The organism is Pontibacter flavimaris (assembly GCF_001907195.1).
GTDB lineage: Bacteria > Bacteroidota > Bacteroidia > Cytophagales > Hymenobacteraceae > Pontibacter > Pontibacter flavimaris.
On sequence record NZ_LVWA01000009.1, the window covers coordinates 89,155 to 115,558 of the forward strand.

The window sequence follows — 26,404 nt, forward strand, 5'->3', positions numbered from 1 at the left end:
GCAGGAAACCGGGTACGGAATCAGCGCTTTGCTCTGATTGTTGTCTAAACAAATAATGTGAAATAGTGGAGAAATCCTCCTACCTTTGCACGCTTCTAAAAGTATAGCTTTGCAAAGATATTTTGTATTATCCCTGCTACTGCTCGCCTCGCTGGTGAGCCACGCGCAGACCCGCATCTCGGGGCAGGCAACGGATGCCGCCACGGGCGAGGCCCTTCCTTTCGTGGGCATCTTTATCAAGAACTCCTCCATTGGCACCTCCACCGATGTGGAAGGCAAGTATAACATCCGCCTCTCCGCCACCCCCGACTCGCTGACGGCCGCCTTTGTGGGCTACCTGCCGCTCACGCTGCCGGTGCAGCGGGGCGTGGCCGTGCAAACCCTGGACTTTAAGCTGCGCACCAACGCGCAGCAGCTGCAGGAGGTGGTGATACGCCCCGGCGAGAACCCGGCCTGGCCTATTATGCGGCGCGTAATAGCGCAAAAGAACGTTAATGACAAGCGCAGGCTTACCGCCTACCAGTACGAGGCCTACACCAAAATGCAGTTCGACGTGGACAACGTGGGGCGGCAGAAAGGCAAGGGCGTGGTCGGAAAAGCCATCACTTCGCTGGTAGACTCGCAGCTTTACCTGGCTGGCGAGGATGGTAAAAAGCTGCTGCCGTTCTTTATTTCCGAGTCGCTCTCTGACTTTTACTACACCCGCGATCCCAAGCGCAGCAAGGAAATTATAAAAGCTACCAAGGTAACTGGCATCGGCCTGCAGGACGGCACGCTGGTGTCGCAGGTGATCGGCAGCAACTACCAGGATTATAACTTTTACCAGAACTGGGTGAGCGTGCTGCAGAAGAACTTCATCAGCCCGATGGCCGACAGCTGGAAAGGCTACTATACCTATGAACTGGAGGACAGCACCTACATCGGCGACGACTGGTGCTACGAACTCTCCTTTAAGCAGAAGCGCCCGCAGGACCTGGCTTTTAACGGCCGTATGTGGATCACGGCGGATGGCTATGCGCTGCGCAAGCTGGACGCCACGGTAAGCAAATCAGCCAACATCAACTTTGTGGAGGGCATCGCCCTGAAGCAGGAGCTGCAGCAGGTAGGGGAGCAGGCCTGGATGCCGCTGGGCACGGAGGTGAAGATCAGAATCGTGGGCCTCACGCCGAAACGCCCGGGTGTTCTGGCGAAAGTTTATACTTCGTACCGGGATGTGGTGGTGAACCAGCCGGAAAAACCCGGTTTCTTCGATAAGCCGGTTGAACTGCTGACCGGGGCCGGCAGGCAGGCGGAGAGCTTTTGGGAGCAGCGCCGCCACGACACCCTCAGCGTAGCCGACCGGCAAGTATACGCCACCATCAATGCCATCCGCGAAACGCCCAAAGTGAAGCGCTTTACCGATATGGCCACCGTGCTGGGCACCGGTTACAAGAGCTTCGGCAAGGTAAGCTGGGGACCATGGCCGTATACGTACGCTTACAACGACGTGGAGGGGCACTGTTTTCAGCTGGGCGGCAAGACCAACATCAACTTCAGTGACAAGCTGGAGCTGCGCGGCTACGCGGCCTATGGCACCGACGACCAGAAGTATAAGTATAGCCTGAGCGGGCGCTACATCCTCAGCCGCAAGCGCTGGAGCGAGGTGGGATTTACCCATCAGGAGGACCTGCAGCAGGTGGGGCTGATGTCGGATAAACTGGCGTCTAGTCCGTTTTTCCTGGGCTTCTCCCGGTTTGGTGAGCTGCGCCGTCCGATGATGGTGCGCGAGACGAATTTATACTTGCAGCGCGACGTGCTGCGCGGCGTAACCGAGCGCATCAGCCTGCGCAAGCGCCACTTCGACCCGCACTACGATTTTGCCTACTACAGGAATGGAGCAGACCAACCGGATGAACTGGCGAGCAGCTTTACTTCCACCGAAGTGAGCTTCCTGACCCGCTATGCCAGGGATGAAGTATACGTGGAGAACGATAATGACCGCATCAGCCTGGGCAGCGGCAGTTACCCAGTGCTGAGCCTGAAGTATACCCTGGGCCTGAACAACGCCCTAGGCGCTACGGTGGATTACCAGCGCGTGGACCTGGGGGTGGAGCAGGAGTTTGTGATGGGCCGCCTGGGCAACGCGCTCTACAGGCTGGAGGCTGGCAGGATCTTCTCGCCGGTGCCGTACCCGCTGCTGGAGGTGCACACCGGCAACGAGACGCCCTTCTATTACGACGCCACCTACAACCTGATGGACTACTTCGAATTCGCCAGCGATACCTATGCCTCCCTGCACTACGAGCAGTATTTCGAGGGATTGCTGTTCAACCGCCTGCCGCTCATCAAGAAACTGAAGTGGCGCGTGCTGGGCTCAGCCAACATCCTCTACGGCAGCCTCAGCCAAAGTAACCTGAACCTGATGCCGGAGCTAACGCCCGCAGGTAATCGGCAGGAGTCGTTCAAGGAACTGGGGCACGCGCCCTATGTGGAGTTGGGCTATGGGATTGAAAACATCTTCAAGATCCTCCGCGTGGATGCTTTCCACCGCCTCACCCACCTGGACGAAGGCACCCGGAAGTTCGGGCTCAAGTTCTCGGTGCAGTTTAAGCTGTAAGCAAGTATAAAAGTATAAAAGAGCCGGAGCTGTAAGTTTATACTTATGGCTCCGGCTCTTTTTGTGTTCCGCTCCTTGGAGGAAATTACGCTTAGGAAATATCATCATACCTGCTTCAAGTTTTCAACTGGCTTGCTCCGCCCTGTCTAGATCGCCAGTTGAAAACTGGCCTCATGAAATCCACAAGATGCAATCTTGCGGCAGGCAATAAGTTAGGACCAAAGTATAGCATTGGGGGAGGTTAACTATTTGCTATCCCTACCGCACCACCTTCACTGCTTTTTTTTTCACCGGCTTTGCTTCCTGCTGCGGCTGCTGTCGGCAATACCAGATCGCGAAGCCGGAGATGGAAAGTATACCTGGCATCAAACCAAAGAAAGCATAAAGCAGCTGAACGAAAAGTCCGGCAAAATCACCGAAGTGGACGGGATGCAGTGAGGTAAGGAAGCGGTCGAGCAGCGGTTGGTCCCGCACAAAGTATGGTGCGCCCAGTTCGCCGGTGGTATAGTCTGCCTGCAGTTTGCTATAGAACTTGCCGTAGTAGGAGGGGTCTGAGGTAAGGCGGCCAAGCAGTTGGATCTTGCCTTCTTCGTTTAATGGAAAGCGCAGGTAGGTGATCTCAAAGTCGGGATAAGCCGCTCTCGCTTCGGCCATGGCGGCGTCTACGGGGGTGGTAATCTGTGGCACGGCAACTTCTTTTGGGCCACCCTTTAAAGCTGTATTTACTACGGTTATGGCCAGGGACAAGCCCGTAACACACATGAGCAGGTTAAACGCCAGCGCCCACACGCCTACCACCCGGTGCAGGCTGGAGAACATACTTCTGCGGCTGTTAAAACTGACCTTCTGCCGGAAAGTGAGGACCTTGATGATAGACCGGCGGTAAAGTATAAATCCGGTGATGGTGAGCAGGAGCAGCGACACGCCCACCAGCAGCACCACAATTTTACCGGGCGTACCCGAGAGCAGGTTGTAGTGAATGTTGAGCACTACGTACGAGAAGCGGTTGTGCGCCTGCCCCACAGTAGACAGTTTCTCGCCGGTTTCGGGGTGCACGAACAGCCACCGGCGCAGCTGCCCCTGCCGCAACTCATACAGCAGCGCCTCGTCTGGCGAGACCGGTAGGGCGGGTACCCGTATGTCCCAGCCCGGGTTCTCGGCCCGCACCCAGCCAATCGATTTGTCAATATGCAGCGCGTGGGCAGGCACCTCCAGGCGCGCGTGGCTGGCGAACAGGGCATCGTCGATGTCATCATCAAAAACAAGTATAACGCCAGAAAGGCTGATAACCAGGATGAACATCCCGGCTATCAGCCCGCACCAATGGTGAAGGGAAAAGGTTCGTTTTACGCGTTTCTTCAAGTTATTACCACTTATAGGCAGCCCCCAACTGGAACCTGGCGCCGTTGGCTCTTGTAAAGTTATCGTTGCGGCCATACCAGTAGGCCTGCGGCAGGTAGTAAGCCTTATCGAGCAGGTTCTCCACGCCCAGGTTGAGGCTCAGCTTCTCGGTTGCCTGGTAAGAGGCCGCCAGGTTAAACACATCAAATGCCTCTACAGGACCCTGGCCAGAAGTATAGCCTCCCTTGGCGTTCGGCTCAAAACGGTCGCGCGCGCCGGAGTACACCCACTGCAGGTTCAGGCTTAGATTGCTTACCGGGTTCAGGTTGAGGTAGGATGTGAACTTGAACGGCGCGATACGCAGGCTGGACAGGTATTTGTCCTCGGAGTCGTTATAATCGTCGTTGTTGTTGATATCAGCCTTGCCCTCGCTGTAAGAGGCATTGGCGCCCAGGGTGACCTTATCAGAGAGGAACAAATCTACCAAAGCTTCAAAGCCCTCCACGCGCTCCGGCGCACGCTCGATCTCGTAGGCGCCGGCCTCGTTGGCAATCAGGTTGGCGCCCAGCTTGGAGGTGCTGATGAAGTAGGCGCCGCTGAAGGAGGCGATCCCGACTTGGCTGTGAAAGCCCGCTTCGTAGTTGTTCACGATCACCGGCTCCAGGTCCATTTGCGAGATAAAATCCTCCTTGGCGCTGCGCACATAACGGCCCACGTCGATCATGGAGAAGCCTTGTGAGTAGCTCACAAAGGGCTTAAAGTACTCCAGCGCAGTGTAGCGCAGGCCGGCGTTAAAGGTGCTGGCGTTAAACTTCAGCTTGCCGCCCTGCACGTAATCGCCACCGGCGCCGCTTGCCAGCACCAACTGTTGAAAATCGTCCACGTTTACAGACACGTTATCGAAGCGGTAACCGGCCTTAAAGTTCAGGTGCTGCAGGATGTTGAGCTGCAACTGCGCGTAAGGCGCCAGGTTCTTCAGGTCCATTTCCGGTACCCAGGTGCGGCCATCCACCAGCGGCTGCGACGTCTCGTCGTTCAGGTAATCGGCACCATATACCACGCTGCCTGTTAGATCACTGCTGATGCTGAAAGGAGTATTCAAGTTCAAGCGCACGCCGTTCTTGGCGGATTTGATGGTGGACTGCCCGCCGCCCTCAAAGTATGGCGTGTAGCCATACACAGTGTAAAAGCTCTGCAGGTAGGTGCTCAGTTCCAGATCGGTGTTGAGGAACAGGTTTTTGCCGATGTAGCGCAGCTGGGCGTTGTGGTTATACTTGGTGCCCTCCGGCTCGCCCTGTACTTCACCCTTCACGCCGATGGAAGGCGATACGCCATAAACGCCCTCCTGTATCACATAATCAGAACTCTGGCGGCTGCCGAAGTAGTTATACATGGCCTCCACACGGTGATCGGAGCTGAAGTTATAGCCAGCCTTGGCAAAGCCGTTGTACATGTTGGTTTCGCCCAGGCCATATACCGGGGAGATCACCTCACCGTCGCCGTCGCGCATTACCCCCGTTTTTTCGTAGGTGCCGCTGGCCACGTAGTCGAAGTCTTTTATTTTGCCGGTGAACTGCTGCGACACACGGCCACCGAGGGTTTCATCAGCATGGAAAAGGTTGCCTGTGCCCGTGATGGAAGTATAAGCGCTGAAGGGTTTGCTGGTATTTGGCTGCTTTGTGATGTAGTTGATCAGGCCGCCGTCGGCACCGTTGCCATACACGGCAGTGGCTCCTTTAACCACCTCCACGCGTTCAATGGCAGCTGGGTCGATGGTGCGCACGTCGCGACTGCCGTTGCGCAGCGGGGTAGACTGTGGAATGCCGTCTACCATCACCAGCGCGTTACGGCCGCGCAGGGTCTGGCCCACATTGCTGGTGGTGTTACTGTTAATCGCCAGGCCAGGAACGGTGTTGGCCAGGATGTTTGACAGATCGGAGCTTATCTGCGATTGCACCTGGAGCGTACGGGAATCCAGCACGTGCACCGAAGCCGGGGTTTCATCCAGCGTTTCTACGGAGCGGCTCGCCGACACCACCACCTCATCCAGGGAACTGGTGCTAGGGTCCACCGTAAAGCGCAGGTTCAGGTTATCTCCGGCGTTTAATGTCACCGGCTGGCGGACAGCTTTATACCCTATTCCCCCCACACGCAAAGTATAGCTGCCTGGTTTTATGTTATTGATGGTGAACTCACCGGCTGCGTTGGTGTTGGTGCCGAGCACTGTGCCCTCCAGGGCCACTGTCAGCAGCTCCAGGGTTTGCCCGTTCGGCGAGGTTACTTTGCCACTGATGCTGGCGTTCTGGCTTTGCGCCTGCCCAGCAGACAGAGCAAAAAGCCAAAGAATCAGGAGTAGATACTTCTGCATGTATGATAATTTTATTTAGACTAATTATATATAAGGCAAAAGTATAAGCTAGGAGTATAACAGGCAAGATTTGTTTAAAATAAATCTAAATAAAATAGGCTGTTGTAACAACGTTCTCCTGAAACCGAAAAGCCTGTTACAGTAAGTAACAGGCTTGATAAAAGGATACTAAAAGAATATTGGGGTGGCAGAACCCGGGCGGGTGCTGCCATTGTGATTACAGTTTTACAAACTCCACCCGCCGGTTATTCGATTTGGCCTCGGAAGTGCTCGCCCTTCATCAGCGCTTTTATAGTCGTGCCGCTCTCCACCAGGTTGATCGCCTTATCATCGCCAAGCATCGCCACCTCCGCATTGCCGTGGTTCAGGTCCCAGCGCGACGGGAACTCACCGATCTCCTCGCCAGCCAGGTTATCGGAGCACATCACTTTGTCGCCCGGAACAAAGTCATACTTGGTCCAGGCTTTCATGCTGCCTTCCGAGCTTTTATTTGCAGCACTACTGTTAGCCCCGATGTCGAACTGGGCATGGGCAGGGAGAGCGAAAACAGTCAGCAGAAAGGCGCAGGAAGTTCGTACTACGCTATAAGCATGTAAAAAGGCGTCCACCAGCTAGTTTGCTGATGAACGCCTTTTGGTAAAGTATAAGAAGCCGCTATGCCTTTTCAGTATAGGTGGAGGCTTCCTGCAACTGCTGCATGTCTGCTTCGCTCAGTGCTACCTGGGTGGCTTCGGTAAAGGCCTGTACGTGCTTGCTTTTGGTGGCGCTGGCAATAGGGGCCGTAACCAAGGGATTGTGCAGAAGCCAGGCCAGGGCAATACCGGCCTGCGAGGCTTTGTGCTTCCCGGCCAGTGCATCCAGGGCAGCCAGAATGCGCCTACCCCGCTCATCCAGGTACTTCTTCACGCCTCCTCCGCGCACGCTTTTATCCAGGTCGTCTGCACTGCGGTACTTGCCGGACAGAAAGCCGCTCGCCAGCGAGGAATACGTGATCACCCCCAGGCCCTCTTCTTGGCAGATAGGGGCAACTCCTTGCTCATACTCCTGGCGGTCGTACAGGTTATAGCCCGGCTGAAACACCTCGTAGCGCGGCAGGCCCTGCGCCCTGCTGGCTTCAAGCGAGGCCCGCAGCCGCTCCGGCGAGAGGTTGGAGGCACCAATGTACCGTACTTTCCCGGCTTCTATCAGCTTCTGATACGCACGAAGGGTTTCCTCCACCGGAGTCTTGTCATCGTCCCAGTGGGTAAAGTATAAGTCAATGTGGTCTGTCTGCAGTCTTCTCAGCGAGTCTTCGGCTGCTTTCAGGATATGCTTCTCCGAGATATCCTTATGGCCCTGGCCCATATCCGAGCCGACCTTCGTGATCAGCACGACCTTGTCCCGGTTGCCGCGCTCCTTCATCCAATTGCCGATAATGGCCTCAGACTCGCCTCCCTTATTGCCTTCGGCCCAGCGCGAGTAGACATCGGCCGTGTCGATGGTGTTAAAACCAGCCTCCAGCACTTCGTCCAAAATGCCGTGAGACGCTCGTTCGTTCAGTGTCCAACCGAAAACGTTGGCTCCTACTACAATCGGCGATGTGTTTAGATCGGTGTTTCCTAGCTTTCTTTTATCCATGGTGCTTTTGTTTGATGTGTGATTTGGTGCTCTGGTATAAAAGCTGCTCAGGTGGTAAATGTTTACTACCGCCGGCGGATTCTTGTCTTTTGCGCGAGGGGAGCCTGCTTTTACTTCTTCCAAAGTATAATTCCATAGCTGCTGTTCTTGCGCGGACAGGTCGCGACCTGTCCCGACAAGTATAAACCCACTCCTGCCACCTGAGAGGAGAATCATACGCCCTTCTTCCCTGTCATCTCGAATTCTAAAGAGATCTCTCACTACGTTCGAGATGACAGCAAGGCTGTAGCTATCAAACTAATACCCAGTCCTTGGGTTCAGCGCCTTGTGAGATCCGGTGCCCTGCAAGGGCAGCGCCCTGGCGCAGGAGGGAACACAGCGCGATGCCTGAGAGAGTTTACCCCGAAGCATTTCGGGGAGCCCTCTCGGGCTTGAGAGTACCAATGTCAGAAATGAAACGGTAGGCTTATGTGAACTAGAGGATCAGCGGTGTTTTGAAAGTATAGCTTGGTTTAGGTTGAAGGAAGCGGAGGCTAAAAAAGTATAAAGTATAGCAAGTATAAAGTATAGCCAAAGTATAAAAAGGCACAAGCGGACGCCCCCAAATGCTCTGGGCCTTTCAGCTTGCGCCAGCAGAAGTATGGCAAAGTATAAATCGACAAGTATAAAAGTATAGCTGAAGTATAAAAGTAGGCTCAGCGGTCCAGCCGGGTTGCAACCCCGACGCCATCGCAGGATACAAGTTTGGTAGCTTGTTCTATAGAAAAATGCAGGTATAAGTTAACACTTCCACATACATCGCAACTTAGGTTCTATACTATGCAACCTTGCCGCTTGCCTCTCTCGTGGCTACGCTGCCGCAGCCGGAGGCTCAGGACAAAAAAATATCCCCCTGCAACCAGAGGCTGCAGGGGGATAAGTATAATTATTTATACTTGCTAAAGGCTACGAATCCACTCTGGCCATGCGGTTACGCTCGTTCTCGTCGAGGTAGATCTTGCGCATGCGCAGGCTCTTGGGCGTCACCTCCAGGTACTCATCCTTCTGAATGTACTCCATGGCCTCCTCCAGCGAGAAGTTCTTGGCCGGGGCGATCTTGGCGTTGTCATCTGAGCCGGAAGCCCGCATGTTGGTCAGCTTCTTGCCTTTCTGGATGTTCACCGTGATATCGTTCTGGCGGTTGTGCTCGCCAATTACCTGGCCCATGTATACATCCACGCCCGGATCAACGAAGAACACGCCTCTATCCTGCAGCTTGTCGATAGAATAAGCCGTACCAGGGCCGGTTTCCATAGAGATGATGGAGCCGTTGTTACGACCCGGGATAGGGCCTTTGAACGGCTCATAGCTCTGGAAGCGGTGGTTCATGATCGCCTCACCAGCCGTGGCTGTGAGCACGTTGTTACGAAGGCCGATCAGACCGCGCGCCGGAATGTTGAACTCCAGGTGCTGCAGGTCTCCCTTTGGCTCCATAATAGAAAGCTCACCCTTGCGCATCGACACCAGCTCGATAACTTTACCGGCCGTTTCCTCCGGAACGTCTACCACCAGGTGCTCGATTGGCTCGTGGCGTACGCCGTCTATTTCTTTAAAGATTACCTGCGGCTGACCAACCTGAAGCTCATAGCCCTCGCGGCGCATGGTTTCGATCAGTACAGACAAGTGCAGGATACCACGGCCGAATACCAGGAAGGAGTCCTCGCGGTCGGTTTCCTGTACGCGCAGGGCCAGGTTTTTCTCCGTTTCCTTGAACAGACGGTCGCGCAGGTGGCGCGAAGTCACGAACTTGCCCTCTTTGCCGAAGAAAGGAGAGTTGTTGATCGTGAACAGCATGTTCATCGTCGGCTCGTCGATAGCGATACGGGTAAGCGGCTCGGGGTTCTCCGCGTCAGCGATCGTGTCGCCAATGTCGAAGCCCTCGATACCTGTCACGGCGCAGATCTCGCCGGCAGACACTTCCTGAACGGATTTCTTGCCCAGGCCTTCGAATACCTGAAGCTCCTTGATACGGCCTTTCTTGATGGAGCCGTCTGCTTTGCAAAGGGAGATCGGCATGCCCTCCTTCAGTGTTCCGCGGTGCACGCGGCCCACCGCGATACGACCCACGAAAGAAGAGTAGTCCAGGGACGTGATCTGCATCTGCGGCGTACCTTCGCGGTAAGGCGCAGGCGGGATCACATCAATGATGGCGTCCAGCAGCGGCGTGATGTCGGTGGTTGGCTTTGTCCAGTCGGTGCTCATCCAGCCCTGCTTCGAGGAGCCGTACAGCGTGGTGAAGTCCAGCTGGTCTTCTGAGGCGTCCAGGTTGAACATCAGGTCGAACACCTGCTCGTGCACCTCGTCGGGGCGGCAGTTTTCCTTGTCCACTTTATTTACCACCACAATCGGCTTCAGGCCCAGCTGTATCGCCTTGCCCAGCACGAAGCGGGTCTGCGGCATGGCGCCCTCAAAGGCGTCCACCAGCAGCAGTACCCCGTCGGCCATTTTCAGCACGCGCTCCACCTCGCCACCGAAGTCGGCGTGACCAGGCGTGTCAATTACATTGATCTTAACACCCTTATAGCGAACCGACACGTTCTTAGAAACGATCGTGATACCACGCTCGCGCTCCAGGTCGTTGTTGTCCAGAATAAGGTCGTCAAACTGCTGGTGCTCAGAGAATAGCTTGGAAGCATGGATGATCTTGTCCACAAGCGTCGTCTTGCCGTGGTCTACGTGTGCGATGATCGCAATATTTCGAATATTTTGCATTGAATAGGTTTTTCGAGCCGCAAAAGTACTAAAAAGGCTTCAGACTTTCACTAGGTACCTCGAAATAAACAGGTTATAGTTGTATTAAATTTATTCTGCGGTGGCCGGAGCTGCTACAGGCTATGGGGCAAACATTTTCTTGTTATACTTTGTTTCCTAGAGAGTTAGGAAATTTTTAACGTATACAGGAGAGGGGCAAGCTTTTTGCCTGCCGAAACAAGTATGAAAATGATCCCGATATTTTTTTTGATCACCCTGCTGCACCTGTCGGCCTGCAACCAGCAGGAACCCGGTGCGGCGTTTATGCTGGCCGGCGATGAGCCGCTGGATAAAGCGCTAAAGGCCGAGCTGGCGGACCCGGCCCTGCAGGACACCGTGGTGAAAACGGAGGCGGAGTGGCGCAAGCAGCTCACGCCGGAGCAGTATTACGTGCTGCGGCAGGAGGGAACCGAGCGCGCCTTTGACAACAAGTATAACAGCAACAAGAAGAAGGGCGTTTACTACTGCGCCGCCTGCGGCAATCCCCTGTTCAGCTCCGGCACCAAGTTCGAGTCGGGCACCGGCTGGCCCAGCTTTTACGCGCCCATTGCCCGAAAGCAGGTGAAAGAGGTGGAGGACAGGTCGTTTCCGGGGGAGGTGCGCACCGAGGTGGAATGCGCCCGCTGCGGCTCCCACATCGGCCACGTGTTTGAGGACGGACCCAAACCCACCGGCCTGCGCTACTGCCTCAACTCGGCGGCGCTCAGTTTCAGGGAGAAGAAGTGAGGTTGATATATCGTTATTCGTTTTTTGTTGATCGTTGTTCGATATCGTCCGAAGTAAGGTTTGCACAGTAGGGTTTATTCGGGGATGCTATCATGCTAGCGAATTACAAACCATTATCCAGCCTCCCATTAACGAACAACGAATAACGATCAGCTATCCTCTGCCGTACTCTAACTCTGAACCAAACAAAACAGAACGATGGAAGAGCTACATTCAGAAGCTGAAAATATAGAGAACACCGCACAGTGCATCATCGACGCCTTTAAGCAGTTTGAGGTGCGCGAAGGCAGCGTACTGCCCTACCAGCAGCTGTATCCCTACCTGCAGGAACGCTACCCGCACTACAAGGATGTGCAGAAGGAGGCGGAGCATCACCTGGCAAAGGAAGGCTACATCAATCCCGCCCCGGAGGGCCTGATGCTGACGCAGGTGGGGCATGAGCACGTATGGGGCGAAAACAACCAGTAAGCACTTAAGCCATTTACCAGAAGTAAAGTATAAAAGCCGCGCCCAAAGTATAACGCATACTTTGAGCGCGGCTTCTCTTTTGCGGATACGGAATCCATACTTCAGCAGAAGGACAGGCCGTTCAATTTTAGGGAACTTGCGCTGCGTTTCCGGTTTGGCGCGTATACTTTAAGTATAAACCACAGCCGCTGAACAGATGCACAAGTATAAACTATATGGACTAAGTATGGCCCTGGCAAGTATGGCGGCCTGCACCTCGCTGAGCGAGGGACAGGAGAGCCTGCCGCCGGGCCCCTCAAACGAGCGGGTGACGCTCCGCCATAATCCGGCGCAAACGCTGCGCGACCGCATGGACAACCAGGCCAGCGAGATCAACCGGAAACGCAACATAGAGCAGTTCGACAGCAACAGCCCGGCCATGACGCCAAACACCCTGCGTCCGCAGCAGCTGCCCCACGCCCCCGTTGATTCCTCGCGGCACAACATCTATTGGCCATTGCCGCCGGCGCAGCCGCTGCCTCCCGTTATCGATCAGTAAAAAAGGCCCGGCTATACTTGTAGCGGGGCCTTTTTTGCAGTTGAGGGAGCAGGGCGTTACTTTTTCTTCTTGCCCCGGCTCACATCCTCCGGCTTCTGGTCATCGCCCAGGTGCAGGTCGTCCGGCTCCAGGTCCACGTACACTTCATTCTCCGGCGGCGTGTTCTCCGATTCCCGGTCTGTTCCCCTGGGCGAGGGGTTTTTGGTTACCTTGTTCTCATGGTCCCGCTTCCCCAGGTTCTCCCCGTCGTCTCTCCTCGATTTTTCGCTATCGTTATGCTTCATAAACAAGTATAGGTTAAGGTGATGCTTTATACTTACGGAAAAATGAAGCGTAAGTCATAGCAGGAAGCTGATTTTGCCAATTGCCGGGGAGGCGCGGCGCAATCGCGCCGGATTCGTATATTTGCACCTATAAGACGAAACATGACCACTACACCAAAACGCTATACTGTTACGGCAGCCTTGCCGTACGCCAACGGACCTGTTCACATCGGGCACCTGGCCGGGGTATACCTGCCAGCCGATATCTATGTGCGCTACCTGCGCCTGCAGGGCCGCGACGTGAAGTTTATCTGCGGCTCCGATGAACACGGCGTGCCGATCACGATACGCGCTAAAAAAGAAGGCATTACCCCGCAGCAGGCCGTGGATAAGTACCACGAGCTGATCAAGCAATCGTTTGCTGATTTCAATGTCTCCTTTGATATCTACGACCGCACCTCCTCTAAAATTCACGCTGAAACAGCAGGCGGCTTTTTCAAGAAGCTCTACAACGATGGAAAGTTCATTGAGCAGACCACGCAGCAGTACTACGACGAAAAGGCACAGCAATTCCTGGCCGACCGCTACATCGTGGGCACCTGCCCCAAGTGCGGCAACGAGAACGCCTACGGCGACCAGTGCGAGAACTGCGGCACCTCACTGAACGCCACTGACCTGATCAACCCGAAAAGCACGCTGAGCGGCGCGGTGCCGGTGATGCGCGAGACAAAGCACTGGTACCTGCCCCTGAACGAATATGAGGCCTGGCTACGCGAGTGGATTGTGGAAGGCCACAAAGGTGACTGGAAGCCAAATGTGTACGGGCAATGCAAATCGTGGATAGACCAGGGCCTGCAGCCGCGCGCCGTAACCCGCGACCTGGACTGGGGCGTGCCGGTGCCGGTGGAGGGGGCCGAAGGCAAAGTGCTGTACGTGTGGTTTGATGCGCCGATCGGCTATATTTCGGCCACCAAAGCGCTTACGGATGATTGGGAGAAGTACTGGAAAGATGCGGATACCAAGCTGGTGCACTTTATCGGCAAGGATAACATCGTGTTCCACTGCATCATCTTCCCGGCCATGCTCAAGGCGCACGGCGATTTTATACTTCCGGATAACGTGCCGGCCAATGAGTTTTTGAATCTGGAGGGCGATAAGATCTCCACCTCGCGCAACTGGGCCGTGTGGCTGCACGAGTACCTGCAGGACTTCCCGGGCAAGGGCGACGTGCTGCGGTATACCTTGTGCGCCAACGCGCCCGAGACCAAAGACAACGACTTCACCTGGAAGGACTACCAGGCCCGCAACAACAACGAGCTGCTGGCTATACTCGGTAACTTCATTAACCGCGCGGTGGTGCTTACCCAGAAATACTACGAGGGTGCCGTGCCTGCCCGTGGCGAACTGACGGACTACGATAAAACGGTGCTGGAGGACCTGGAGGGCATGCCGATGGTAATCGCTACCTACATTGAGCGCTACCGCTTCCGGGATGCGCTGGGTGAACTGATGAACCTGGCCCGCCTGGGCAACAAGTACCTGGCCGACACCGAGCCCTGGAAGCTGATCAAGACAGACCAGGAGCGTGTGAAAACCATCATGAACATCGCGCTGCAGATTTCCGCCAGCCTGGCTATCCTGATGGAGCCTTTCCTGCCTGAGTCTGCCGAAAAGCTGCGCACGATGCTGAACATGGCGGCGGGCAACAGCTGGTCTGCCGCCGGTGCCGCCGATCTGCTGAAAGAAGGCCACGTGATCGGTAAACCGGAGCTGCTGTTCGAGAAAGTGGAGGATGCCGCCGTGGAAGCGCAGGTGCAGAAGCTGCTGGACACGAAAAAAGCAAACGAGGCAGCCAATGCCGTGGTAGCTCCTGCCAAGGAGGACATTACGTTTGATGAGTTCTCCAGAATGGACATCCGCATCGGAACCATACTTACCGCCGAGAAAGTAGCCAAAACCAAAAAGCTCCTGAAACTCACCATCGACACGGGCCTGGACCAGCGCACGGTGGTAAGCGGTATCGCCGAGTTCTTTAGCCCGGAGCAGATTATCGGACAGCAGGTAAGCATTCTGGTGAACCTGGCTCCGCGCGAGATCAAGGGCATCACCAGCCAGGGCATGATCCTGATGGCTGAGAACGCTGATGGCTCCCTGGCCTTTGTGCAGCCAAGCAAAGAGATCCGGAACGGCGGAACGATTAGCTAGAAGTATAATCCCCCGAGTATAAACTGCCGCTAAAGTATAAATAGCCGTTAAAAGTAAAAACCTCACCTGCCTGTAAAGCGGGTGAGGTTTTTTTATTTTAATGCTGGAGGTGGAGAAGGGACTTCGGGAAGTCGTTTCAGCTATCGCTAAAGAACAGCCATGCCAGCACGTAGCTGATGAGTACGAGCGCTATGCCGAGCGCAAAAACGGTATAGGCGAGCTTGAGCAGGCGGTATTTCCTGGACAGCACTTTCCCCTGCAGGTAAATGTTGTCGGCCATGCTGTTGTAGAGTAGGTTGTGGTCGCGCATGATGTTGCGGATGCCATCCCGGTACGTGCCCGGGTCCAGCTGCACGAAATCTCCGAAGAAGAGAAAGTCGATCTTGTTGTCGGGCATCACGGTGTTCTTGATGTTGGGGCGGGTGGAGCGTATGGCCAGGATAACGGTGACCAGGCAAACTACCGTGAGCAGGATGGAGGGGAGCAGCAGGTGCGGCACGTCCTGGAACTTGCTGAAGAAGGACGATATCATGATGGAGGCGATGATGGCATTCACCGAAATGAGCATGTTGGCCTTGTTGTCGGCAATCACGCTCAGCTGCAGGTGGCTGGCCATGGTGGTCCGGAACATGGTCTCTATCCCTTTGCTCACTTTCTGCTCCTTCTCCTTGCGCAGGTCCTTCTTCAGGCTTTTGTTTTCCTCCCACAAAGTCTCCAGCTCGGCATTTTCTTTACTCAGTTCCTTTCGCTTCTTCTTCAGGAGCTTCAGGTTGCCCTCCTTGCCGCCCGAGAAAGCACGTTTCGCGTACCTGGTAAAGTAATAATGCTTTTTCAGGAGGGTGCTGTGCCTGTCTATCCAATCATACTGGTCAAGCTTCGAGCCCGGATCCGCCGCTTTCTTCTCGGCCTTGGGCACATAGTCTTCCGCCGCCAGGAAACTGGCAACGGCATCGCAGAGCGCCTCCTCCAGCAGGTCCCGTGGCTGCTGGGGATAGCGGGTGGCGGCTATACTTTGCGAGATCCGCAATATCTCGGCTTTGGACAAACCACAACTCACCAGGAACTCGGTAACGGGCAGGATCTTTTGCTCCTCCAGCAGCTCCCCCTCCTCGTCGCAGTACAGGTCGTGGAGCCATGCCGCCAGCATCAGCAGCCTGTTGTCGCGCTCATCGAAGTCACAGAACCTGCTGATGGACTCTGCCACGGCAACCAGGCTTTTGGTGTGCTGCAGGTCAAACCCCACCGATTCGTTGGTGCCCTCTATCGGAAGGTGGTGCCCCACAAAGACATTCGCCCTATCCAGAATATCATCCTCTATCATGGTCGCACGGCATTAGGTTAGTACTTGTTCAAAATTACTCCAGGGTCCACAACTGCAACTATAAGTATAGCGATAAGTAAAGTATAAATTATTGTTAACTAAGTTATGTATACGTTTCCTTTGATCATAGGTCTGTTCCTGTACACTTAGCCAGTGGCAAGGTATTTTTAGTGTACCGATGCTTTTCTTCGCACCCACCTCCAGGCCGGTAGGATGTAGGCTTCAAGTGGGCCTTCTATCGGACAGACAGGTTGTTTTTCGGCTATTTCACGGCAAGCCGGCGCAGCAGGAAGCCCCGTGCAGAATTATAGACAATGTATTATCCGGCAGCATTCATTTTATCGCTGTTGACGTAAATATGAAGTATAAAATATAAATCTGAATTATACCAGTAGCATGTAATTGCCTTACACATGAGCCGAAACAGACAACTTGCCGCTATTATGTTTACCGATATCGAAGGGTACACCGCTATCATGCAGCAGAATGAGCAGCAGGCATTGGCTCTTAAGAACCGGCACCGCGACGTGCTGCAGCGCTATCACCAGCAGTACCATGGCCGCATTGTCCAGTACTATGGCGATGGAGCGCTAAGTATGTTTCAGAGCGCGGTGAATGCGGTGGAGTGCGCCCTGGCCATGCAACTGGCATACCGGCAGGCGCCGCTGGTTCCGGTGCGGATAGGCCTGCACATGGGTGATGTGGTTTTAGATGAGGAGCAGCTCTTTGGGGATGGGGTGAACCTGGCTTCCCGCGTGGAGTCTTTGGGGGTGGCCGGCAGCGTGCTGATCTCGGACAAGATTCGGGACGAAGTCCTGAACCACCCGAATGTCAGGACCTACTCTGTCGGGGCCTATCAGTTTAAGAACGTGGAGCGTAAAGTGGAGGTGTTCGCCCTGGACCACGAGGGCCTGGTGAAGCCCGCGCCTAACTCCCTGAGCGGGAAAACGGAGGAAAAGAAGAAGCCAGACCTGAGAACCGCGAAACGACCGCCTCCCAAAAGTATAGCCGTGCTCCCCCTGGTAAATATGAGCAACGACCCGGAACAGCAGTATTTCAGCGATGGGATTGCCGAGGAGATCATCAATTCCCTGTCTAACCTGAAGGATCTGAAAGTGGCTGGCCGTGCCTCCTCCCTTAGGTTTGACAGAAGGAACGTGGACCTGCGGGAGGTGGGGGAGAAACTGGGCGTGAGCACGGTGCTGGAGGGAAGCGTGCGCAAGCAGGGCGAGCGCTTTCGCATCACCGTTCAGCTGACCAAGGTAGAGGACGGGTTTCATATCTGGTCGGAGCGGTACGACGGGGATATGCACGACATCTTTGCGGTGCAGGACCAGATCGCGACGGAAATAACAGAGAAAATGAAAGTGACCCTGCTGGGCAAAGGCCGCAGCAAGATACGCAAAACCTCTACCCATAACGCGGAGGCCTATGAGCTATACCTGAAAGGCAGGTTTTACCTCAACAGGCGGGGCACGTATATCATCACAGGGATCAAATTCCTGGAGCAGGCCATCAAACTGGACCCTGACTTTGCCCTGGCGCATGCCGAGTACGCTGACGCCAACCTGATGGCCGGCCTCTACGGGCTGGTACCACCCAACAAGGTGATGCTCAAAGCCAAGCAATCGGCCGAAAAGGCCCTTAAGCTGAACCCGATGCTCTGCGAGACCTACTGCGCGCTCGGGTCTTACTATTGCTATGTCTGGGACCTGCCCGAGGCGGAAAGGCATTTCCTCAAGTCGTTGGAGCTCAACCCAAGCTACGCGCCGGCGCACGTCCGCTACGGGCTGAATTACCTGGCCTGGATGAAAGGAAACTTCGCCAAGGCAGAGGAGCATGGCCGGAAGGCTATCAAGCTGGAGCCGCTGAGCGCTATTTGCTTCGGCATCTATGCCCAGATTCTGCACACGGCCGGCAAGTTCGGAGAGGCCCTCGAAGCCTGTAAAACGGGGCTGGAGCTGGATAGCAATTCCTTCCTGTGCCTGCTCTATGAAGGCTACTCCTACCTGTTCATGAAGCAGTATGAGAAGGCGCTGGCCTGTTTTGAGCGGTTGATGGTGCTCTCGGGCAGGCATAATTTCGTGCACGGTGCCCTGATTATGACCCTCAGCAAGATGGGGGACCTGGAACGGGCGCGCCTGGAGCTAAGCAACCTGAAAGAGCGGGCCGAAAGGGAGTACATCGTGTGCACGGTGATAGGCATCGCGGCCGGCTGGGTGAATGACAGCCTGGATGAGGCTTTCCATTACTTTGAAAGAGGCTACCGGGAGCACGACCCCCTGCTGGTTTCGCTCAAGCACGAGCACTGGGTCTCTGATGCCGTCCGGGCGGACCCGCGCTACCAGAAGCTGCTGGAGAAAATGAACTCCCCTAACCTGCTGCGGTCGCAGCGCAAGTAGTGAGTGGCGCTGCTTTCTGCATAAGTATGGCGGTACGAAGTGCAGGCTCAGCCCATCATCACGCCCGCCTCGCTCGTTGCTTCTTTGGCCTTCCCGTTTAGCCGCTCCCGCTCTATGTGCTGTACCACAAAGTATAAACCGGTGCTTACCACGATGGCAAATACACTCAGCACCCACCAAAGCGTGTCGAAACTATACCTGGAGGCAATGGTGGTACCCATAAACGGGGCCACCACGTGCGCGGCTGCATATGAGATAGTATAAAGACCCAGGTAAGCACCACGGTTCCGGTCGTTGGAGCGCTCCACGGAAATAGTGGCCATAAAAGGCATCACCAGTATCTCCGAGAAGCTGAGCAGCACCATGGCCAGGTAGAGCAGGCTGGTGTGGTGCCCCAGGTTCAGGACCACAAAAGACGAGCCCAGCACCAGCACCCCCGCCGGTATGAGCCACGACTTCTTTATCTTATCGCCGATCAGGTAGACCAGGATCATCTCGCACAGGAAAACAACGAACCCGTTCAGGGCCAGCAGCGTGCCGATACGCCCCTCCGGCAGCGCGTACACCTGGCGGTAGTAGAGCGGCAGCGTGGAAAGTAGCTGGAAAAACAGGATCGCGAAGCCACAGTTTAGAAGTATAAACACCAGGTACATGCCATCGGCGTAAGGGGAGCGCACCTTTTCCATACTTACCGCGGCAGTAGCCGTTCTCTTCTGCGGTTTGTGCCCCTGCCGCTTTCGGAAGTAGATGAAGAAGAAAAGCCCCGCCATGATGGAGGCAACCCCATCGCCGATAAACAGAAACTTGTAGGAGATGGCCGCCACCAGGCCCCCGATAACCGGTCCGATAGAGAAGCCCAGGTTCAGGGCCATCCGGTTCAGGGAGAAAGCCCGCGTTACGTTCTCGGGCCGGGCATAGTGCGCAATGGAGGCCGAGTTAGCAGGGCGGAGCATGTCGTTTACCAGGCTAAGTATAAAAACACCCGCCGCAATGAACTGGAACTGCTCCAGAAACAGGAACATAAAGTATAAACTGCCGCCGACGGTGAGGCTAAACAGCTGCACCTTAAAATGCCCGACCCTGTCGGTGAGCCAGCCGCCCAGAAACGAGCCGCACACGGCACCCAGGCCATAGATGCTAAGTATGATGCCGGCCTCTCTCAACGTATACCCAAGCGACTCCGTCAGGTAAACTCCCAGGAAAGGGATCACCATGGCGCCGCTCCGGTTGATGAACATGATCAGCGAGAGCATCCAGGCGGGGCGGGAGAGTCCTCCGAAAGCGTTGCGGTAGAGTAGGAGAATTCGTTTCATAGCAGTGGCCCCAACGGATGGAGCGAAGGCAAATGTATACTTTCGGGAGGAGATTTCTGCGGCTGCTCACTAAAAGTATAAGCCCCTCACAAGTATAAACTCAGAGGGGCTTCTGGCATTTTTATACTTACTTTATACTTAGCCTACTTCGTGTTAAACTGATTCATGGTGCGCTCCAGCCCAATGGTGCCGAAGGCGATGGCGGAGTCGGCGGCCTTCTCGATCAGCGACTGCAGCTCGATGTTCTCATCTTCGCTGAACTTGCTCAGCACATAATCTACCTGCTTGCCTTTATGGAACGAGTCGCCGACACCAAAGCGCAGGCGCGGGTAGTTGTTGTGCCCCAATGTCTGCTCAATGTGCTTGAGACCGTTGTGGCCGCCGGCGCTGCCCTTGGCGCGTATCCGCAGCTTGCCAAAAGGCAGGGCAATGTCATCGGTGATCACCAGCATCTGGTCGGGCGTTAGCTTCAGGGAGTTCAAATAATGGCCCACGGCTTTGCCGCTCAGGTTCATGTAGGTGGTGGGCTTTACCAGCACAAAGGTGCGGCCCTTGGTCTTGATCTCGGTCACGAAGGCGTGGCGGCTCACGTCAAAGCTGCCCTCATACTTGCTTGCCAGGTAATCCAGCACCATAAAACCGATGTTGTGGCGTGTCTCAGCATATTCGGGGCCAATGTTGCCCAGGCCCACAATCAGGTATTTCATATGTGTGTCTTCGGTAGCGGCGGCCGGGGCAGCGGAGAGGCCCAGCCACTTTTTTATACTTTGAATTGTTGAATTGCTCAAGGTCTTACTTGCTGGTTGTTTATTGTTTGGGAGTCAAATAAAAAGTGCGCTGCTGTACAGATTCGTTGCTTTAAGAGCAACTATAGTCATATTACAAGCAGCAACTAACAATTAAAACAGCAATTTAGCCATTCATCCATTTAATTGGTAAACAAAAAATCCTGCCCCGCTCAGCGCAGGACAGGACTTTTGAGAATATTCTGAGCTGTGGCTCAAAAGATTACTTTTTACCACGAGCCTCTTCCATCTGTGCACTCTTAAGGGCACGCGGAATAGTTACTGTAGCGATTGGAGCGCTTGGGTTTGTCAGGATTTCGTAGTTGTCCGGCTGGATTTTAGAAACCTTGATAGACTTGCCAAGTTCCAGGTCAGAGATGTTTACCTCTACGTAGTCTGGCAGGTTAGCAGGAAGCGCCTTGATCTTGATAGAACGTAGCTTGGTTACCAGCTTACCACCGGCCAATACACCAGGAGAAACACCAACAAACTTAACCGGAACGTCAATTTTCACTGGCTTATCGTCCTGCAGCTCCAGGAAGTCAACGTGCAGCAGCATCTCGTTTACCGGGTGGAACTGAGAGTCCTGAAGGATGGCGCGGTAATGCGTACCTTCAATGTTCAGGTCTACCTCGTGTACTTCCGGCGTGTAAATCAGGTCGCGGAAAAGGATAGCTGGAGCATAGAAGTGAACCTGCTCCTGGCCACCGTACAGTACGCCCGGTATTAAAGACTCATTGCGCAGCTCTTTCGACTGCTGCTTGCCGAGATTTGCTCTTTTAAACCCTATAATCTCTAACGTTTTCATAAAAATGTTTTGTTAAAATATATCGCTACAAAAGTATAGCCGTTTTCGTTAATAGTTGTTGGTTAATCGTTGATCGTATTCTGAAGTCGAATAACGGATAACGAACAACTAGATAAATAGCGAGCTGATCGACTCGTGCGTTACCACGTTGTTGATCGCCCGGGCGAACAGGTCTGCAAACGACAGCACCTTGATCTTAGAACTCTGCTGCCGCAGCGGAATCGTGTCCGACACCACCAGCTCCTCCAGCACCGAATTCTGGATACGCTCGTAGGCTGGGCCTGAGAGAATCGGGTGCGTGGCGATGGCGCGAACCGTTTTCGCCCCTTTTGCCTTCAGCAGCTCGGCGGCTTTGGTTATTGTACCGGCCGTATCCACCATGTCATCCACCAGCACCACGTCCATACCTTCCACATCGCCGATTACCTGCATCGAGGCGATCTCGTTGGCGCGTTTGCGGTGTTTGTCGCAAACAACCATTTCGGCGCCAAAGTTCTTGGCAAAGGATCTTGTTCTCACCACACCCCCCACGTCAGGCGATGCGAAGATCAGGTCCTCGCCCAGGTTCAGGCTGCGCAGGTAAGGCACAAAAATGGCTGAACCATCCAGGTGATCCACCGGGATGTCGAAGAAGCCCTGGATCTGGCCCGCGTGCAGGTCGCAGGTCATCAGGCGGTCAGCGCCTACCGATTGGATGGCGTTGGCCACCACCTTAGCGCCTATCGCTACCCGCGGCTGGTCTTTTCTGTCCTGGCGCGCGTAGCCATAGTATGGCATCACCACGATCACCTTGTGGGCCGAGGCACGCTTGGCGGCATCCACCAGCAGCATCAGCTCCATCAGGTTGTCGGCAGGCGGAAACGTGGAAAGTACGATAAACACCTCCGCGCCACGAACTGACTCATTGTAATGTACGCCTATCTCGCCGTCGCTGAAACGGGAGATGGTAAGGTCGCCGAGCTTAGTGCCATAAGCGGCAGCTATTTTCTCAGCCAGGTAACGGGATGCTGAACCAGAGAAGATCTTAACTTGGGGCATAATGGTGCTAAAACTAAATAACGGTTGATTTGTGTTTAGTTGATTATGCTCGCAAAGCTACCAAAAATACTGATGGCAGGCATGAAATATTTCTGATTTTTAACCAGTTACAGTTGCCGTAGCAGCAAAAAAAAGAACAACACCCGTTGGAGTGTTGTTCTTTTTAAGTTGTCCGACCAGGGCTCGAACCTGGACTCTTCTGAACCAAAATCAGACGTGTTGCCAGTTACACCATCGGACAATCTCCCTACTAAACTTCAGGACTTTCGCCCCTGTGTCGTTTGGTGATGCAAAGATAGAGAGACGATTTTAAACTGCAAACAATTGCGCTAATATTTTTCGAAAAATGTTAGTCTAAAATCTGCTCCAGGGCCGTGTCATAGTGTTTTTTGGCCACCGTGATGCCCCCGAAAAGCTCGCCGTCTATATGGCAGTCATGGGCTGTTACGGTGCCTAATTTCGTGAAATTCACGCCTTTATTTTGAAGGGCGCTTTCGAAAGCCGCCTGCTGCTCTGCGGAAACAGAAACCACTACGCGGCTCTGGCTCTCTCCGAACAGGTACGCATCTTTTCTGAAATTCTTGTCTGTCTGGATGTCGAAGCCCAGTTCTTTTGGCATGGCAGACTCCAGCAGCGCGATGTATAAACCTCCATCTGCCACATCGTGCGCCGACTTCACCAGCTTCTGCGCGATCACCTCTTTAAGGACGTCCTGCAGCTTCAGTTCCTCGTCCATGTTAAAGTATGGGGCAGGGGTGAGCTTCACGTTATGGTAGGAGTACAGGTACTCGGAAGAGGCAATGTCGTTCTGCGCATCACCGATCATGTAAACAAGGTCGCCGGCGTTCTGGAAGGCCAGCGTCATGGCGTTGTTCTTGTCCTCCAGGATGCCCAGCATGCCAATCGTCGGTGTTGGGAATACCGGGCCCTCGTCGGATGACTGGTTGTAGAAGCTCACGTTGCCTCCCGTTACCGGCGTGCCGAAGGCGGTGCAGGCTTTGCTCATCCCTTTGATGGCGCCCACAAAGTGCCAGTATACTTCCGGCACATACGGGTTACCGAAGTTGAGGCAGTTGGTGATGGCCACCGGCTCGGCACCCGAGCACACGATGTTGCGGGCGGCCTCGGCTACGGCGATGGCTGTTCCTTCCTCCGGGTCGGCGTACACGTAGCGGCTGTTGCAATCCACCACCACCGCAATGGATTTGTTCGTGCCTTTCACCTTCACCAGCGCGGCGTCAGAAGGGGCATTGGTCGTCATGGTGGCGGTGCCTACCATGGAGTCGTACTGGCGGTATACCCAGCGCTTGGAGGCGATGTTCGGGTGCGTGGTCAGGAACTCGGCCACGGCCTGGTAATCTTCCGGCTCGGCTACCTGGTCGATGTTGAATTTCTTGCTCTCGGCAAAGTAGGCCGGCTCACGGTACTCGCGGTGGTACACCGGAGCGCCTCCGCCCAGCACCAGGTCGTCGGCAGGTACCTCGGCAGCCAGCTCACCGTTCATGTAGTAGCGCAGCGTGCCGCCTTCCGTTACCACCCCGATCTGCTCACAGTAGAGGTCCCACTTATCGCAGATGTCCTTGATGGTCTGCTCGTAGCCTTTCTTCATCACGATGAGCATGCGCTCCTGGCTTTCAGAGAGCAGTATCTCGAACGGCACCATGTTGGCCTGGCGCATCGGCACCTTCTCCAGCCAGATGTCCATGCCATGCTCGCCTTTGGCGCTCATCTCGGAAGTAGAGCAGGTGATGCCGGCAGCGCCCATGTCCTGCATGCCGATCACGTGGCCCGACTGGATGATCTCCAGCGTCGCCTCCAGCAGCAATTTCTCCTGGAACGGGTCACCCACCTGAACCGATGGAAGGTCTTTGGCGGAGTCTTCGGTAATGTCTTTAGAGGCGAAAGCGGCGCCGTGTATACCATCCTTGCCGGTGGCAGAACCTACGATGAACACCGGGTTGCCCACGCCATAGGACGTAGCAGAGGCGGTTTCGCCCACTTTCACGATGCCAGCCGAGAAGGCGTTTACCAGTGGGTTGATGTTGTAGCACTCGTCGAAGAATAGCTCGCCGCCCACGGTAGGGATGCCAAAGGCGTTGCCGTAATCGCCAATGCCTTTCACCACGCCGCGCAGCAGGCGCTGTGTTTTCTCTGATTTCGGGTTGCCGAAGCGGAGCGAGTTCAGCTGCGCGATCGGGCGGGCACCCATCGTGAAAATATCTCTGTTGATACCGCCCACACCGGTGGCAGCGCCCTGGTAAGGCTCAATGGCGGAGGGGTGGTTATGCGATTCTATCTTAAAGCTGCAGGCGTAGCCGTCGCCGATGTCCACCAGCCCGGCGTTCTCCTCGCCGGCCTCGGCCAGCATGCGCGGCGATGTCTTTGGCAGCGTTTTAAGCCAGACAATGGAGTTCTTGTAAGAGCAGTGCTCCGACCACATTACGGAGAAGATACTGAGCTCGGTGAAGTTCGGGGTACGTCCCAGGATCTGTTTGATACGTTCAAACTCCTCCTCCAGAAGGCCAAGCTTCTGGGCGGTTTCTACGGTAGTGAGTTGTTGTTCCACTTTATATGCTGACTTATGTAACGGTTTAGCAAAAATAGCAACTTAAACCCTAAGAGCACAACTATAAAGCTAGCCTTTTTGCCGGCAACCGAATTCTAGGGCTGAATCATACCCTTGCCTGCATTAAAGTATGGGGCGATTGCATTGATCTCAGGTAAATAAAATATCTCCTTTTTTCTGTATATAAACCGATACCCTATGGAGGCTTATCCGTAAAGAATCCTGCAACTCCTTATTATTTAATCTATGACCCAGTTTATGACTATCGTGAATCCTGATGTGATTACAACCACCTGCGGACGCGTGTTAGACCTGAGCAACACCGAGTTGGTGATTGAGCGCTCTAACAGCCTCTTCAGCTACAACATCCATAAGCTGAAGTCGGGAGAGTACATCATCGCCGAGAAATTCTACGCCAACCCCTTCAACAACCGCTACATTCTGCTGAACGACGAGCAGATAGAGTTACTGAAGAATTTGTAGGTGAGTGTGCCGTGATTCTGAGGCTAGGGCTTTAGAGTCAGCTTGTTAAACCGTACCTTGTTGCGTTTTGACCAAGCAGCCATGGTACACTTATTCCTACTTCTGATTAGCATGTGTTGGGGTTCCGGCACGGTTGCCGCCACCTGCAACACAGCCCCGGTTTCTGAGCCGGCGGTGGCGCAGGGGCAAACCTCGGGCTCGCGCCAGCATGACGCTGCAAAAGAGCGGCGAAAGAAGATCAAGCCAAAGAACGAGCGTACGCCGGCCGCGGCCGCCGTTACCAGCTCGCGCAATATAACAAGGGCCTCCGTATCGAAGCGGAGCGACGAGGGATACTATGCCGAACTGGTGATCATGGACAGCGGCCTGCCCCTGCGCAACCCGCAGGACCTGCAGATGACAGGAAGCAGCGGTAGCCAGGTGAGCGATGGTTCCCATATACTGTTTGAGAACTTTGGGCTGCCTTTTGAGGGAACTGTGCGCTTCAAGTCTCCCAACAAGATGAATACCGTGATCTATGAGCGGGTGATCAGCTTTAAGATAAACGAGGCTGGCCGGTGGGTGGTGCGCGTTGATATCTGACAGGGGTTCTGCTTAATCCTACTTAGATTCTGCTTATACTATACTTGTTTCATGTAGCTTGCATGGCAGAGGTGCCGTGCCTGTTTTTCCGTTGCCTGCCGCGAAGGCCTATCCCTATGGCGCAAAACTTTTTAAACCCTTGCATGGATATGAGAGATTTATACCTTAGTTTTGCACCCTGAAATAACTCCGTT

General features: G+C 54.7%; 21 protein-coding genes and 1 tRNA gene. 8 read left to right on the plus strand and 14 right to left on the minus strand.

From position 1 onward, the window contains the following. Positions 1 to 109 precede the first annotated feature (109 nt). Positions 110 to 2,596: a DUF5686 and carboxypeptidase-like regulatory domain-containing protein gene (locus A3841_RS14540; protein ID WP_170866210.1), complete on the plus strand. Its 2,487-nt coding sequence runs from the start codon at positions 110 to 112 to the stop codon at positions 2,594 to 2,596. A gap of 258 nt (positions 2,597 to 2,854) precedes the next feature. Here A3841_RS14540 and A3841_RS14545 read toward each other — a convergent pair whose 3' ends face one another. The 6 genes from A3841_RS14545 to typA form a co-directional block, all read right to left on the minus strand. Next, on the minus strand, positions 2,855 to 3,958 hold the full coding sequence (locus A3841_RS14545; protein ID WP_073853152.1) for a PepSY-associated TM helix domain-containing protein: 1,104 nt from the start codon (positions 3,956 to 3,958) through the stop codon (positions 2,855 to 2,857). A gap of 4 nt (positions 3,959 to 3,962) precedes the next feature. Then, positions 3,963 to 6,305, minus strand: coding sequence for a TonB-dependent receptor (locus tag A3841_RS14550; protein ID WP_073853154.1), 2,343 nt, complete (start codon positions 6,303 to 6,305; stop codon positions 3,963 to 3,965). A 245-nt stretch (positions 6,306 to 6,550) separates the two neighbouring features. Next, the gene (locus A3841_RS20085) at positions 6,551 to 6,775 is read right to left on the minus strand and encodes a hypothetical protein (RefSeq protein ID WP_139307975.1); all 225 of its coding nucleotides are present in this window, start codon (positions 6,773 to 6,775) and stop codon (positions 6,551 to 6,553) included. Between the two features lie 184 nt (positions 6,776 to 6,959). Further along, positions 6,960 to 7,922 carry an aldo/keto reductase gene (locus A3841_RS14560; RefSeq protein ID WP_073853455.1) on the minus strand — a complete coding sequence of 321 codons (963 nt, stop codon included), beginning with the start codon at positions 7,920 to 7,922 and terminating at the stop codon, positions 6,960 to 6,962. A gap of 533 nt (positions 7,923 to 8,455) precedes the next feature. Beyond that, positions 8,456 to 8,584 (minus strand): hypothetical protein, encoded by a 129-nt coding sequence (locus tag A3841_RS20735; RefSeq protein ID WP_262502602.1) that lies wholly within the window; start codon positions 8,582 to 8,584, stop codon positions 8,456 to 8,458. Between the two features lie 283 nt (positions 8,585 to 8,867). Then, complete coding sequence (gene typA, locus A3841_RS14565) at positions 8,868 to 10,673, minus strand: translational GTPase TypA (RefSeq protein ID WP_073853158.1); 1,806 nt, start codon at positions 10,671 to 10,673, stop codon at positions 8,868 to 8,870. Between the two features lie 222 nt (positions 10,674 to 10,895). On the opposite strand from typA, the gene msrB reads away from it, so the two are divergent. The 3 genes from msrB (at position 10,896) to A3841_RS14580 (ending at position 12,444) form a co-directional block, all read left to right on the plus strand. After that, positions 10,896 to 11,438, plus strand: coding sequence for a peptide-methionine (R)-S-oxide reductase MsrB (gene msrB, locus A3841_RS14570; protein ID WP_073853160.1), 543 nt, complete (start codon positions 10,896 to 10,898; stop codon positions 11,436 to 11,438). A gap of 198 nt (positions 11,439 to 11,636) precedes the next feature. Further along, positions 11,637 to 11,906 (plus strand): hypothetical protein, encoded by a 270-nt coding sequence (locus A3841_RS14575; protein ID WP_235861426.1) that lies wholly within the window; start codon positions 11,637 to 11,639, stop codon positions 11,904 to 11,906. A 196-nt stretch (positions 11,907 to 12,102) separates the two neighbouring features. Next, a complete protein-coding gene (locus A3841_RS14580; protein WP_139307976.1) occupies positions 12,103 to 12,444 on the plus strand; it encodes a hypothetical protein in 342 nt (113 codons plus the stop codon). A 56-nt stretch (positions 12,445 to 12,500) separates the two neighbouring features. On the opposite strand, the gene A3841_RS14585 is transcribed toward A3841_RS14580, so the two are convergent. After that, entirely contained in the window at positions 12,501 to 12,728 is a 228-nt protein-coding gene (locus tag A3841_RS14585) for a hypothetical protein (protein WP_073853167.1), read from the minus strand. A 141-nt stretch (positions 12,729 to 12,869) separates the two neighbouring features. Here A3841_RS14585 and metG point away from each other — a divergent pair, with 141 nt between their 5' ends. Beyond that, positions 12,870 to 14,912 (plus strand): methionine--tRNA ligase, encoded by a 2,043-nt coding sequence (gene metG / locus A3841_RS14590; protein ID WP_073853169.1) that lies wholly within the window; start codon positions 12,870 to 12,872, stop codon positions 14,910 to 14,912. A gap of 136 nt (positions 14,913 to 15,048) precedes the next feature. Here metG and A3841_RS14595 read toward each other — a convergent pair whose 3' ends face one another. Then, on the minus strand, positions 15,049 to 16,233 hold the full coding sequence (locus tag A3841_RS14595; protein WP_073853171.1) for a Pycsar system effector family protein: 1,185 nt from the start codon (positions 16,231 to 16,233) through the stop codon (positions 15,049 to 15,051). Between the two features lie 413 nt (positions 16,234 to 16,646). On the opposite strand from A3841_RS14595, the gene A3841_RS14600 reads away from it, so the two are divergent. Continuing rightward, positions 16,647 to 18,635, plus strand: coding sequence for an adenylate/guanylate cyclase domain-containing protein (locus tag A3841_RS14600; protein ID WP_083610376.1), 1,989 nt, complete (start codon positions 16,647 to 16,649; stop codon positions 18,633 to 18,635). A 47-nt stretch (positions 18,636 to 18,682) separates the two neighbouring features. On the opposite strand, the gene A3841_RS14605 is transcribed toward A3841_RS14600, so the two are convergent. From A3841_RS14605 to purL, 6 genes are all read right to left on the minus strand, one after another. Beyond that, the gene (locus tag A3841_RS14605) at positions 18,683 to 19,948 is read right to left on the minus strand and encodes an MFS transporter (RefSeq protein WP_073853175.1); all 1,266 of its coding nucleotides are present in this window, start codon (positions 19,946 to 19,948) and stop codon (positions 18,683 to 18,685) included. A gap of 143 nt (positions 19,949 to 20,091) precedes the next feature. After that, positions 20,092 to 20,655 carry an aminoacyl-tRNA hydrolase gene (gene pth, locus A3841_RS14610; protein ID WP_073853459.1) on the minus strand — a complete coding sequence of 188 codons (564 nt, stop codon included), beginning with the start codon at positions 20,653 to 20,655 and terminating at the stop codon, positions 20,092 to 20,094. A gap of 301 nt (positions 20,656 to 20,956) precedes the next feature. Beyond that, complete coding sequence (locus A3841_RS14615) at positions 20,957 to 21,541, minus strand: 50S ribosomal protein L25/general stress protein Ctc (protein WP_073853177.1); 585 nt, start codon at positions 21,539 to 21,541, stop codon at positions 20,957 to 20,959. A gap of 108 nt (positions 21,542 to 21,649) precedes the next feature. Further along, the gene (locus A3841_RS14620) at positions 21,650 to 22,579 is read right to left on the minus strand and encodes a ribose-phosphate pyrophosphokinase (RefSeq protein ID WP_073853179.1); all 930 of its coding nucleotides are present in this window, start codon (positions 22,577 to 22,579) and stop codon (positions 21,650 to 21,652) included. A gap of 168 nt (positions 22,580 to 22,747) precedes the next feature. Continuing rightward, positions 22,748 to 22,820 (minus strand) — tRNA-Gln (locus A3841_RS14625). 108 nt (positions 22,821 to 22,928) lie between these two features. Continuing rightward, positions 22,929 to 25,145, minus strand: coding sequence for a phosphoribosylformylglycinamidine synthase subunit PurL (gene purL, locus A3841_RS14630; RefSeq protein WP_073853181.1), 2,217 nt, complete (start codon positions 25,143 to 25,145; stop codon positions 22,929 to 22,931). A gap of 246 nt (positions 25,146 to 25,391) precedes the next feature. Here purL and A3841_RS14635 point away from each other — a divergent pair, with 246 nt between their 5' ends. After that, positions 25,392 to 25,628 (plus strand): hypothetical protein, encoded by a 237-nt coding sequence (locus A3841_RS14635; RefSeq protein WP_073853183.1) that lies wholly within the window; start codon positions 25,392 to 25,394, stop codon positions 25,626 to 25,628. Between the two features lie 81 nt (positions 25,629 to 25,709). Then, positions 25,710 to 26,210 carry a hypothetical protein gene (locus A3841_RS14640; RefSeq protein ID WP_139307977.1) on the plus strand — a complete coding sequence of 167 codons (501 nt, stop codon included), beginning with the start codon at positions 25,710 to 25,712 and terminating at the stop codon, positions 26,208 to 26,210. The last annotated feature ends 194 nt before the right edge of the window (positions 26,211 to 26,404 follow it).